This is a genomic window from Enterobacter sp. Res13-Sevr-PEC09-46 (genome assembly GCF_015672585.1).
Taxonomy (GTDB): Bacteria; Pseudomonadota; Gammaproteobacteria; order Enterobacterales; family Enterobacteriaceae; genus Enterobacter; species Enterobacter hormaechei_C.
This window is the reverse complement of the sequence record NZ_JADABR010000005.1, coordinates 157,959-170,447: the sequence shown is the minus strand read 5'-3', so window position 1 is coordinate 170,447 and position 12,489 is coordinate 157,959. Positions and strand designations below refer to the sequence as shown.

Below are 12,489 nucleotides of genomic sequence, written 5' to 3'. Positions count from 1 at the left end.
ACATTATACGGGAGTTTTGTTATGTCTCACACTATTGACCTGACACTGGACGGCCTCTCCTGCGGCCACTGTGTCAAACGCGTTAAAGAAAGCCTGGAGCAGCGTCCTGACGTGGAAAGCGCTGAGGTGAGTATCGATCATGCCGCCGTGACCGGCAGCGCCAGCGCCGACGCGCTGATTGATACCATTAAACAGGCCGGTTACGGGGCGGAGTTAAGCCACCCAAAGGCTAAACCGCTGGCAGAGTCATCATCCCCGTCGGAAGCACTGACAGCGGCCACTCCTGAGCTTCCGGTAGCTGATGATATTGATGACAGCCAACAGCTGCTGATCAACGGCATGAGCTGCGCCAGCTGCGTCTCCCGGGTACAAAACGCCTTACAGGCGGTACCGGGCGTCGCACAGGCACGGGTAAACCTGGCGGAGCGTACTGCGCTGGTGATGGGCAGCGCCTCCGCCGCAGAGTTAGTGCAGGCCGTGGAGAAAGCGGGCTACGGGGCGGAGGCCATCGAAGATGATGCCGAGCGCCGCGAGCGCCAGCAGGAAACGGCTGTCGCCACTATGAAGCGTTTCCGCTGGCAGGCGATTGTCGCCCTGCTGGTCGGTATTCCGGTGATGGTGTGGGGCATGATGGGTGACAACATGATGGTCACCGCTGACAACCGCACCCTGTGGCTGGTGATTGGTCTGATTACCCTTGCGGTGATGGTGTTTGCTGGCGGACATTTCTATACCAGCGCCTGGAAGAGCCTGAAAAACCGCACCGCGACGATGGACACGCTGGTCGCGCTCGGTACCGGCGCGGCGTGGCTGTATTCGATGAGCGTGAACGTCTGGCCGCAGTGGTTCCCGATGGAGGCGCGCCATCTCTATTATGAAGCGAGTGCGATGATTATCGGTCTGATTAACTTAGGCCATATGCTCGAAGCCCGCGCGCGTCAGCGCTCGTCGAAAGCGCTGGAAAGATTACTCGATTTAACCCCGCCGACGGCCCGCGTGGTCACGGACGACGGGGAAAAAAGCGTTCCGCTCTCAGAGGTACAGCCGGGAATGACGCTGCGCCTGACCACCGGCGACCGCGTGCCCGTCGACGGTGAAATAACCCAGGGCGATGCCTGGCTGGATGAAGCGATGCTGACCGGCGAGCCGATACCCCAGCAGAAATCTCAGGGCGATGCGGTGCATGCGGGTACGGTGGTACAGGACGGCAGCGTACTGTTCCGCGCCAGCGCGGTCGGGAGCCATACCACGCTGTCACGCATCATTCGCATGGTCCGCCAGGCGCAGAGCAGTAAGCCGGAGATTGGTCAGCTTGCCGATAAAATCTCCGCCATTTTTGTGCCGGTGGTCGTCGGTATTGCCCTGCTGAGCGCGGCGATCTGGTATTTCTTCGGCCCGGCGCCGCAGATTGTCTACACCCTGGTGATCGCCACCACGGTGCTGATCATCGCCTGCCCTTGTGCCCTTGGCCTGGCCACGCCGATGTCGATTATCTCTGGCGTCGGACGCGCCGCCGAATTTGGCGTACTGGTCCGTGATGCTGACGCCCTGCAACGGGCAAGCACGCTGGACACCCTTGTCTTTGATAAAACCGGCACGCTCACCGAGGGCAAACCGCAGGTGGTGGCCGTCAGTACCGTTGGCTGTACGGAGACGGACGCCTTGCGCCTGGCCGCCGCGCTGGAACAAGGTTCCAGCCACCCGCTGGCGCGCGCCATCCTGGAGAAAGCCGGTGATGGCCGTCTGCCGCAGGTCAGCAACTTCCGCACCCTGCGCGGTTTAGGGGTCAGCGGTGAAGCCGAAGGCCATACGCTGCTGCTGGGCAACCAGGCACTGCTGACTGAACACGGCGTTGATACGTCCGCGCTGGACGCAGAGCTAAACGCGCAGGCCTCTCAGGGCGCGACGCCGGTTCTGCTGGCGAGGGATGGTCAGGTGGCGGCGCTGCTGGCCGTGCGCGATCCGTTACGCCAGGACAGCGTAGATGCCTTACAGCGCCTGCACCGCGCGGGCTATCGTCTGGTGATGCTGACCGGGGACAACCCGACCACCGCCAACGCCATTGCGAAAGAAGCCGGTATTGATGAGGTGATCGCGGGCGTGCTGCCGGACGGCAAAGCGGACGCCATCAAGAACCTGCAAAGTCAGGGTCGCCAGGTGGCGATGGTGGGCGACGGCATCAACGACGCCCCGGCGCTGGCGCAGGCTGACGTAGGCATTGCGATGGGCGGCGGGAGCGATGTCGCCATTGAAACCGCGGCGATCACCCTGATGCGCCACAGCCTGATGGGGGTGGCGGATGCGCTGGCGATTTCGAAAGCCACGTTGCGCAACATGAAGCAGAACCTGCTGGGGGCCTTCGTCTATAACTCGCTCGGCATTCCGATTGCCGCCGGGATTTTGTGGCCGCTGACCGGTACCCTGCTGAACCCGGTTGTTGCGGGTGCGGCGATGGCGCTCTCGTCAATTACCGTGGTGAGCAACGCTAACCGTCTGCTGCGGTTTAAACCGAAGGATTGAACCTTGTACCCTTACGCGCTAGCATGAACCTTTCCGATCATGGAGCGCGTATGGGTCTGTTTAATCGTCTAAAAACATCGTTTCGCGCCCTTTTTCCCCGCCGTTATGCCTGGCCCGGTATGGATATTTCGCTTCCGGGCGGGCAGCATCTGCACCTGGTGGGAAGCATTCATATGGGCACGCAGGACATGTCCCCCCTGCCCTCCGGCCTGATTAAACTGCTGAAGCGCGCCGACGCGCTGATCGTCGAAGCCGACATCTCCGGCCATGAATCGCCGTTTGCCGGGCTGGAAAGCGATCGCCCCCTGGCGGAACGTCTTAACGGGACGCAGCTGGCTGAGCTTACCCGTCTTGCGGATGAGACCGGCGTCTCGCTCTCAATGCTCGACACTCTGCCCCTGTGGCAAATTGCCATGGTGTTACAGGCCACCCAGGCGCAGCGCCTGGGGCTGCGCGGCGATTACGGTATCGATTATCAACTGCTGAATGCGGCAAGGGCGCGCAACCTGTCCGTCATTGAACTGGAAGGCACGGACAGCCAGATTGCGCTTCTTCGCCAGCTTCCCGATGACGGCCTGATGCTGCTGGATGATACCCTGACCCACTGGCACACCAACGCGCGTCTGCTGCAAACGATGATTGGCTGGTGGCTGGATGCGCCGCCCGCAGACGGTAAGCTGGCGTTACCGTCGACGTTCAGTGAATCGTTGTATGATGTGCTGATGAACGCGCGCAACCAGGCGTGGCGGGAGATACTATATGCCCTGCCTGCCGGTCGTTATGTTGTCGCGGTTGGCGCGTTGCATTTGTACGGAGAAGGGAATTTGCCGTCGCTGCTGAAATAAAAAAATGGCCAATATCTCTATTGGCCCGTCAAAGAGGAATTTCATCGTTTTTATTATACCGAAGTGACCTTCGGCTACGCCGATTGTCGCTCAAAGTAACCATCACTGCCAATACTATTGCGCAAGATGGTGCTATTTTTTAGACAAACGTCAGGCGTATGCTGCTGGTATGAATCGTCTGTCGTAAGAAGGATAGCCATGACTCCCGCCGTTAAATTACTCGAAAAAAACAACATTTCTTTCCGGATCCACACATACGATCACGATCCGAACGAAACCAACTTTGGTGATGAAGTGGTGCGCAAGCTGGGGCTGAACGCGGACCAGGTCTACAAAACGCTGCTGGTCGCGGTGAACGGCGATATGAAGCACCTCGCCGTGGCAGTGACGCCCGTCGCCGGACAGCTTGATCTGAAGAAAGTGGCCAAAGCGCTGGGAGCGAAAAAGGTCGATATGGCTGACCCGATGGTTGCGCAACGCACAACGGGTTATCTGGTCGGCGGGATCAGCCCGCTCGGCCAGAAAAAGCGTCTGCCGACGCTGATCGATGCGCCTTCGCAGGAATTTGAGACGATCTATATTTCTGGCGGCAAACGCGGGCTGGATATCGAACTGGCCGCAGGCGATCTGGCGAAAATGCTGGACGCTAAATTTGCGGATATTGCGCGCCGGGATTGAGAAAATTGCCCGGTGGCGCTGCGCTTACCGGGCCTACGATTCAAATGTAGGCCGGGTAAGGCGAAGCCGCCACCCGGCAAAAAAACGCACTACTGCCAGCTCACCTCGCCTTTCGGCTCATACATGTTCACGTCAATCGGTGAATTTTGCTGGATAAACTGCTTCAACACTTCCGCATCAATAAACCCGGTATTTACATAGCCCGGTTTGTTATCGATATGCGGATAGCCGTCGCCGCCGGTGGCGTTAAAGCTTAACGTTGCCAGGCGGTAGGTTTTCGCCGGATCAACCGGTTCGCCTTTGATTTTGAGATCGTTAAGCTTGCCGTCCTTCGCGACGAAGCTGACGTTAGCAAACTGCGGATACGCCCCGGAATCCGGCTTCATCTGCGCCACGGCGGTCAGGTAGTCAATCACCTCCTTCCCGCTCATGTCCGCATAGACCACCACGTTGCCAAACGGCTGCACTTTGAGCACGTCTTTATAGGTGATGTCTCCGCCTTCAATGGAATCACGAATACCGCCGCCGCTCATCACGCCGAAATCCGCATTCGTGCGCGCCATCTGCGCGGCCAGCACCAGACGCCCCATGTTGGTCTGTACAAAGCGGACTTTGCTGCGGTCCCCTTCCAGTCGTCCGTTAAGCGTGCCAATCTTCACGTCCAGCTGCGCTTTCCCTTTGCTCTGGAACGGCGTCAGCAGCGAGAGCATCTGCTGGTTTTCAGCGATCTCTGGCGTGTAGAGTACCCGCTCGCTTTTGCCGTCCGGGTAGGTCACTTTCTTCTTCAGGTTGACCGGGATGAGCTGATAGTGCACCAGCTTCATCTCGCCGTTACGGAATTCGAAATCCGCGCGGCCAACGTATTTACCCCACTCGTGGGCCTGTACAATCCAGATCCCGTTCTGACGATCCGGCGCACACGGCGTGCCGGGCACATAATCTGCCTGCTTTTTATTCTCAGAAGCCATGCAGACCGGATCCTGTGAGTGACCGCCCACAATCATCGCCAGCGAGCCCGCTGGAAGGCTGCGCGCCATCTCCACGTCGCCCGGCGCGTTAGAGCCGTGCTGACCGTTATCGTAATGCCCCATGTGGGTGGTCGCGATAATCACATCCGGTTTTTCATTCTGCTGCAACTCCTGGATCACCAGCTTCGCTTCGTCCGCCGGTTTACGGAATTCGATGTCGGTGAAAAATTCAGGGTTGCCAATTTTGGCCGTATCATCGGTGGTTAAGCCGATGACCGCGATCTTCAGATCCTGACGCTTAAACAGCGCCCACGGTTTAAACAGACGCTCGCCGGTGCTTTTCTGATAAATATTGGCGGAAAGGAACGGGAATTTGGACCACTTCTCTTGCTGGCGCAACACGCTCAGCGGATTATCAAACTCGTGGTTTCCGACCGCCATCGCGTCGTAACCAATTAAATTCATGCCGCGGAAATCAGGCTCGGCATCCTGTAAATCAGATTCCGGCACCCCGGTATTAATATCCCCGCCCGACAGCAGCAGGACGCCGCCGCCCTGGGCCGCGACCTCTTTACGAATGCCGTCCACCAGCGTTTTTTGCGCCGCCAGGCCATATTCACCGTATTCGCTGCGCCAGAAATGGCCGTGATGATCGTTAGTATGCAGAATGGTAATTTTATAGGTTTTATCTTTTTCATACGCCTGCGCGGGCAGGCTTGTCAGCCCCCATGCGGCGATGAGCGCCAGCGCGACGCCACGCTTCATTAACTTCATCTTCTCTCTCCCTGACCCATAGACAAACGCAAAAATTACAGTGACTCACAAGAATAGACAAATAAGTTTTCAGAATTGCGACTTTCTTCAAATGTCACGGACGGGTATGTTAGTCGGATAATAATTACTCCCTGCATCTCTAATAACAAATCGACGTGGTATTTATGGCAATCAGTGAATCAACCCAGCCCGTCCAGGGCGCTCCGGCGTCGCCGCCGAAATCGCGCACTTCCTTTAAAGTATTAGGCGCAATCAGTCTCTCTCATCTGCTCAACGACATGATCCAGTCGCTGATTCTGGCGATCTACCCGCTGTTGCAATCTGAGTTCTCATTAACCTTCGTGCAGATCGGGATGATCACCCTGACCTTCCAGCTGGCCTCTTCGCTGCTACAGCCGGTGGTGGGCTACTGGACGGACAAATACCCGATGCCATGGTCGCTGCCCATTGGGATGTGCTTTACCCTGAGCGGGCTGGTGCTGCTGGCCATGGCGGGCAGCTTTGAGGCGGTACTGGTTGCCGCGGCGCTGGTGGGAACCGGTTCATCGGTGTTCCATCCGGAATCGTCCCGCGTGGCACGTATGGCCTCCGGCGGACGTCACGGGCTGGCGCAGTCTCTGTTCCAGGTGGGGGGTAACTTTGGTAGCTCCCTCGGTCCTCTGCTGGCGGCGGTAATTATCGCGCCTTACGGCAAAGGCAACGTGGCGTGGTTTGTGCTGGCCGCGCTGCTGGCGATTGTCGTCCTGGCGCAAATCAGCCGCTGGTATGCCGCGCAGCATCGCGTAAATAAGGGAAAACCTGCCGCGAAGATAACCAATCCCCTTCCGCGCAATAAGGTGATCCTTGCCGTCAGCGTGCTGCTGGTGCTGATTTTCTCGAAATATTTCTATATGGCGAGCATCAGCAGCTATTACACCTTCTATCTGATGCAAAAATTCGGATTATCAGTACAAAACGCCCAGTTCCACCTCTTTGCCTTCCTGTTTGCGGTGGCGGCAGGCACGGTGATAGGCGGCCCTGTAGGGGATAAAATTGGACGTAAATATGTGATTTGGGGCTCTATCCTCGGCGTCGCGCCGTTTACGCTTGTTTTACCGTACGCAACGCTGGAATGGACCGGAATATTGACGGTGATTATTGGTTTTATTCTCGCATCGGCATTTTCAGCCATCCTGGTCTACGCGCAGGAGCTGCTGCCGGGACGTATCGGTATGGTTTCCGGCCTCTTTTTCGGTTTTGCCTTTGGCATGGGCGGCCTTGGCGCAGCCGTGTTGGGGATGGTTGCAGACCACACCAGCATCTTCCTGGTCTATAAAATCTGCGCTTTCCTGCCACTTCTGGGGATGTTGACCATATTCCTGCCTGACAATCGTCATAAAGCGTGACTTCACGGCTGCCAAAGTTAAACTTTGGCAGCCGGATAACCTGATGCCATAAGGCTTTCCTCTCCCTCCCCTCAGCAAATTTATCAAAATCTGCCTTTTTTCATGCTTATTGCCTTTTTATTGTGATTTCAACAATTATTCATAAACATAAGCGTAAAAATTGTCATAAACTATTAATCGGCTTTTTGGTATTTGCACCAAAAATGGATCACCCATCGCGAAAGGAGACGGAATGCACCACGCCACACCGCTTATCACCACCATTGTTGGTGGACTTGTGCTCGCTTTTATTCTCGGCATGATTGCCAATAAACTGCGTATTTCGCCCCTTGTAGGCTATTTGCTGGCGGGCGTGCTGGCAGGGCCCTTTACGCCGGGTTTTGTCGCAGATACCAAACTGGCGCCTGAGCTGGCGGAATTGGGCGTGATCCTGCTGATGTTTGGCGTCGGACTGCATTTTTCCCTGAAGGATCTGATGGCGGTAAAGTCGATCGCCATACCGGGAGCGATCGCCCAGATAGGGGTGGCGACGCTGCTGGGCATGGCGCTTTCGGCGGTGCTGGGCTGGTCAATCATGACCGGTATCGTATTTGGGCTGTGTCTTTCAACCGCCAGTACCGTGGTGCTGCTGCGCGCGCTTGAAGAGAGACAGCTGATAGACAGCCAGCGCGGACAAATCGCGATAGGCTGGCTGATTGTTGAAGATCTGGTAATGGTGTTGACGCTGGTTCTGCTGCCTGCCGTTGCCGGGATGATGGAAAAAGAGAATATCGGCTTCGCCTCGCTGGCGCTGGATATGAGCATTACCATCGGTAAAGTCGTGGCGTTTATCGCCATCATGATGCTGGTGGGCCGCCGTCTGGTGCCGTGGATCATGTCCCGCAGCGCCGCCACGGGCTCGCGTGAACTGTTCACGCTTTCGGTCCTTGCGCTGGCGCTGGGCATTGCCTTTGGCGCCGTCGAGCTGTTTGACGTCTCCTTTGCGCTGGGCGCGTTCTTCGCCGGGATGGTGCTGAACGAGTCCGAGCTGAGCCACCGTGCCGCGCACGATACCCTGCCGCTACGTGATGCATTCGCGGTGCTGTTCTTTGTCTCCGTCGGGATGCTGTTCGACCCGCTGATCCTCATTCAGCAGCCGCTGGCCGTGCTGGGTACGCTGGCAATCATCATCTTTGGTAAGTCCGTTGCCGCCTTCTTCCTGGTACGGATGTTCGGTCACTCGCCGCGCACGGCGCTGACCATCGCCGCCAGCCTGGCGCAGATTGGCGAGTTCGCCTTTATTCTTGCTGGTCTGGGGATGGCCCTGAACCTGCTGCCACAGGCGGGGCAAAATCTGGTGCTGGCGGGGGCGATCCTCTCCATCATGCTAAACCCGGTATTGTTTGCCCTGCTGGAGAAATATCTCGAGAAGACCGAAACCCTCGAAGAGCAAACCCTGGAAGAAGCGATTGAGGAGGAGAAACAGATCCCCGTAGATATCTGCAACCACGCGCTGCTGGTCGGTTTTGGCCGCGTCGGCAGCCTGCTCGGTGAGAAGCTGATGGCCCAGGGGATCCCCCTGGTAGTGATTGAAACCTCCCGCACTCGCGTCGACGAGCTTCGCGAGCGCGGCATCCGCGCGGTGCTGGGCAACGCGGCTAACGAAGAGATTATGAATCTGGCGCATCTGGACTGCGCTCGCTGGCTGCTGCTCACTATCCCGAACGGTTACGAGGCTGGCGAGATTGTCGCCACAGCCCGTGAAAAATGCCCACATATCGAAATCATTGCCCGCGCCCATTATGATGACGAAGTGGAGTACATCACCGAGCGCGGCGCGAATCAGGTGGTGATGGGTGAGCGTGAGATTGCGAATACGATGCTGACAATGCTGACGAAACCGCCGGTTGAAGAGGCGGTGACGGGGTAAGTTTTGTGCGGCCTGATGCCCTCACCCTGGCCCTCTCCCACAGGGAGAGGGAACAAAAACTAAAAACGGCAACCACAGGTTGCCGTTTTGCTTTTACCTGTCCCAATACGCCTCTTCGAGGCTGTCTTCCCGTTCCGGCAGCCCCCGCGTTAAGCGCGGTGAATGCTGGTTCAGCACCTGATAACTCACGCGGTTCGCGTACTTGCAAACCTGCGCCAGCGAGGAGTAGGTCAGCCAGTTGAAGGTGTGCTTGCTGGAATTCGGCACATTGGTTTTGTGGTAGGCGTTGGCGGTGATGTCGTGCAGCAGCGCGGCCAGCGCGCCGTCGCCCGCGCCGTTGGTGTTCATGATCTTCTCGGGGCCACCCATATACGGTGCGATGTGGGAGAAGATACGCAGCGGGTTGATGCAGTCTTTATGACGCATGGCGCGGCTGAACTCGTACTGGTTAAATTCGGCGATTGCGCCCGGCAGCAGCGGGTGCTGGGTTTTCCGCTTGCTCTCTTCTTCCGTGAAGCCCGCCATATACAGCCCGACCGGCCCGGCGGTGCAGAGCACCAGATCTACCCAGTCCAGCGCCTTATCAGACGCCAGCAGCGGATCGCTTTCGCCGGTCAGCGCTTCGGCTTCTTCTTCATTCATCGCCAGAATCGAGACGTGTTCTTTCAGGAAGGCCTGCCACCACTCCGGGTTGTCGGCAATGACGAATTTGGTGCCCAGCGTCAGAACCACAGGCACGTTGTATTTCTTCGCGTACTCAATTGCCTTCATGGTTGCGTCCGGCATTGGTTCGCCCGGCTTGCAGCGCACCAGATAGGAGGTCAGTACCAGCGCAGACGCGCCCGCGATCACCTCTTCCGGGATACTTTCAGCGCGCAGCTTGTTCATATGGCCGGGGCTGATGGCAAAGGTACGCTCGCCGGAATCGCTTATCAGCGTAAAGCAGCGGCCAATCGGCCCGTCAACGCCCTGCAAATAGTTCAGATCGGTGCGGCTGGAGGTATTGCACAGGTAGCGGTAGGCATAGCCACCGATTTCGATATTGCTGCACATCACGCCAAGCAGCACCGAGCGGTCGTCTGCCAGTACGGAGTAGTTGTGCATGGTGTTGCCGATGGTGCCGCCGGCAAACTGGTGGGTGATAAGATTTTCGCGCACCAGCTCCTGATACAGCGCTTCAGCAACGTCATCCTCAATCACCAGCGAGTGCCCGGCGCTCAGACCGTAACGTGCGACAAACGCATCATCCACTTTGGCTTCAATGTCCACCAGCGTCTGATCGATACCGACCACCCAGGCAGCGCTGGTTTCGCTTTCCTGCTGAATTTGCTGTAACAGCGGATCGCGGGCATCGACGGGGAAATAGTGTTTGGACTTACGTTTACCGGGAAATTTCATGGTCTGAACTGTGCAAAGAATACGGGCCGGGAATGGTAGCACAAACCCGGCCCGTAACGCGATCAGCGGCGGGTGGTGACCAGTGACACCATCATGTCGATGTGTTCAGGGGAGTCGTTAAGCGCAGGAATGTATTCGTATTTCGTTCCGCCCGCCTCCATAAAGAACTCTTTGTTCTGGACAGCAATCTCTTCCAGCGTTTCCAGACAGTCCGCCGAGAAGCCCGGCGACATCACCTGAATGTGCTTCACGCCCTTCTCGCCCAGCATCTTAAGCGTTTCATCAGTATACGGGGTGAGCCACGGTTCACGGCCGAAGCGCGACTGGAAGGTCATCATCACCTTCTCAGGCGGCAGGCCGAGGGCGGAGACCAGCTCGCGGGTGGTATCGCGGCAACGCTGGGGGTAATCATCCCCTTCGTTCGCGAAACGCTGCGGAATACCGTGATAGGAGAGCAGCAGCAGATCCGGCTCGCCGTGTTTTTCAAACGACGCGCGCGCGCTGCTGGCAAGCGCCTGAATGTACAGCTCGTTATCGGCGTAGTCGCGGATAAAGGTGATACCCGGTATACGGCGGCGGGTCGCCAGAATGCGCGCCAGTTCGTCCCAGACGGCAGCTACCGTGGAGCACGAATACTGCGGATAAAGGGCCAGCACCACAATGTGTTCAACGCCCTGCGCCAGCAGAGAGTCGACGGCGCTTTCCAGGGACGGCTTACCGTAGCTCATGCCGAGCGCAACGGGCATGTCCGGCAGGCGGGCGGCCAGCGCCTTCTCCTGACGACGGCTGTACACCATCAGCGGCGAGCCCTCTTCCATCCACACGGACTGATAGAGCTTTGCCACACGCGGGGAACGAATCGGCAGAATGACGCCACGCAGCAGTGGCCACCACAGCAGTCTTGGGGTATCCACGACGCGCGTGTCGCTTAAAAATTGTCGCAGGTAGCGTTTGACCGCCGCTGGAGTAGGTGCTTCTGGGGTGCCCAGATTGGCAAGCAGGATGCCGGTTTTCGCCTGACTCATTCACGCCTCTTAACCATTTGATAGGCTGTCAATTGTAGCGGAAATGCGTTTAAACGAAACCCATTGCTGTAATAGGTAAGATGAGAATTTTTCTCACCCGGGGCTCCGGGTGAGAGAGGTGCGCTTAGCCGAGGATTTTTTCCAGCTCTGCACGTACGTCAGCCACGGCTTTGGTGCCGTCCACTTTCGCGTATTTGGTGTTACCCGCCTGCGCTTCTTTGGTGTAGTAGCCGATCAGCGGTGCGGTCATCTGATGATATTCCACCAGGCGTTTACGCACGGTTTCTTCCTGATCGTCTTTACGGGTGGTCAGCTCTTCGCCGGTCACGTCGTCTTTGCCTTCAACCTTAGGTGGGTTGAATTTGATGTGGTAAACGCGGCCAGAAGCAGCGTGTACGCGACGGCCAACGATACGGTCAACGATCAGCTCGTCTGGTACGTCGAACTCCAGCACGTAATCCACGTTGATGCCCGCTTCTTTCATGGCGTCAGCCTGAGGAATGGTGCGCGGGAAGCCGTCCAGCAGGAAACCGTTACGGCAGTCTTCCTGAGCAATGCGCTCTTTAACCAGCGCGATAACCAGTTCGTCGGTCACCAGTTTGCCTGCGTCCATGATGTCTTTCGCTTGTTTACCCAGCTCGGAGCCAGATTTAACAGCGGCGCGCAGCATGTCACCGGTGGAGATTTGCGGAATACCGTATTTCTCCATGATGAACTGAGCCTGAGTTCCTTTACCCGCGCCCGGAGCGCCAAGCAGAATAATACGCATTGCGAAAATCCCCTCAAAAGTCGATTCAATTTTTCAAAAAGCGCTAAACAATACCACCAGAACGGGTATGGCTCAAGGAAGGCGGGAAGGCTGAAACGGTTAACGGGGGGAGATAATTTGGCTTCGTGCGGTCTGGTGCCCTCACCCTAACCCTCTCCCACAGGGAGAGGGAACTCTTTCACCCTCTCCCTGTGGAAGAGGGCCGGGGTGAGGGAAGA

At 57.4% G+C, this 12,489-nt stretch carries 9 protein-coding genes; 5 read left to right on the top strand and 4 right to left on the bottom strand.

What is annotated here, in order from left to right:
• Positions 1 to 21 precede the first annotated feature (21 nt).
• The 3 genes from copA (at position 22) to ybaK (ending at position 4,043) form a co-directional block, all read left to right on the top strand.
• Positions 22 to 2,520 carry a copper-exporting P-type ATPase CopA gene (copA, locus tag IMQ56_RS02065; protein ID WP_017694389.1) on the top strand — a complete coding sequence of 833 codons (2,499 nt, stop codon included), beginning with the start codon at positions 22 to 24 and terminating at the stop codon, positions 2,518 to 2,520.
• Between the two features lie 50 nt (positions 2,521 to 2,570).
• Complete coding sequence (locus tag IMQ56_RS02060; RefSeq protein WP_023303208.1) at positions 2,571 to 3,365, top strand: TraB/GumN family protein; 795 nt, start codon at positions 2,571 to 2,573, stop codon at positions 3,363 to 3,365.
• Between the two features lie 198 nt (positions 3,366 to 3,563).
• Positions 3,564 to 4,043 (top strand): Cys-tRNA(Pro)/Cys-tRNA(Cys) deacylase YbaK, encoded by a 480-nt coding sequence (gene ybaK / locus IMQ56_RS02055; RefSeq protein WP_021241623.1) that lies wholly within the window; start codon positions 3,564 to 3,566, stop codon positions 4,041 to 4,043.
• A gap of 89 nt (positions 4,044 to 4,132) precedes the next feature.
• On the opposite strand, the gene ushA is transcribed toward ybaK, so the two are convergent.
• On the bottom strand, positions 4,133 to 5,785 hold the full coding sequence (ushA, locus tag IMQ56_RS02050; protein WP_196063760.1) for a bifunctional UDP-sugar hydrolase/5'-nucleotidase UshA: 1,653 nt from the start codon (positions 5,783 to 5,785) through the stop codon (positions 4,133 to 4,135).
• Between the two features lie 164 nt (positions 5,786 to 5,949).
• Here ushA and IMQ56_RS02045 point away from each other — a divergent pair, with 164 nt between their 5' ends.
• Positions 5,950 to 7,170 carry an MFS transporter gene (locus tag IMQ56_RS02045; protein ID WP_015571242.1) on the top strand — a complete coding sequence of 407 codons (1,221 nt, stop codon included), beginning with the start codon at positions 5,950 to 5,952 and terminating at the stop codon, positions 7,168 to 7,170.
• 232 nt (positions 7,171 to 7,402) lie between these two features.
• The gene (ybaL, locus tag IMQ56_RS02040) at positions 7,403 to 9,079 is read left to right on the top strand and encodes a YbaL family putative K(+) efflux transporter (RefSeq protein WP_017383218.1); all 1,677 of its coding nucleotides are present in this window, start codon (positions 7,403 to 7,405) and stop codon (positions 9,077 to 9,079) included.
• A 93-nt stretch (positions 9,080 to 9,172) separates the two neighbouring features.
• Here ybaL and IMQ56_RS02035 read toward each other — a convergent pair whose 3' ends face one another.
• The 3 genes from IMQ56_RS02035 to adk all read right to left on the bottom strand — a co-directional run bounded on the left by IMQ56_RS02035 (position 9,173) and on the right by adk (position 12,271).
• Entirely contained in the window at positions 9,173 to 10,477 is a 1,305-nt protein-coding gene (locus tag IMQ56_RS02035) for an inosine/guanosine kinase (RefSeq protein ID WP_032104066.1), read from the bottom strand.
• 62 nt (positions 10,478 to 10,539) lie between these two features.
• Complete coding sequence (hemH, locus tag IMQ56_RS02030) at positions 10,540 to 11,502, bottom strand: ferrochelatase (protein WP_017383216.1); 963 nt, start codon at positions 11,500 to 11,502, stop codon at positions 10,540 to 10,542.
• A gap of 124 nt (positions 11,503 to 11,626) precedes the next feature.
• Positions 11,627 to 12,271 carry an adenylate kinase gene (gene adk / locus IMQ56_RS02025; protein WP_006809841.1) on the bottom strand — a complete coding sequence of 215 codons (645 nt, stop codon included), beginning with the start codon at positions 12,269 to 12,271 and terminating at the stop codon, positions 11,627 to 11,629.
• Positions 12,272 to 12,489 lie beyond the last annotated feature (218 nt).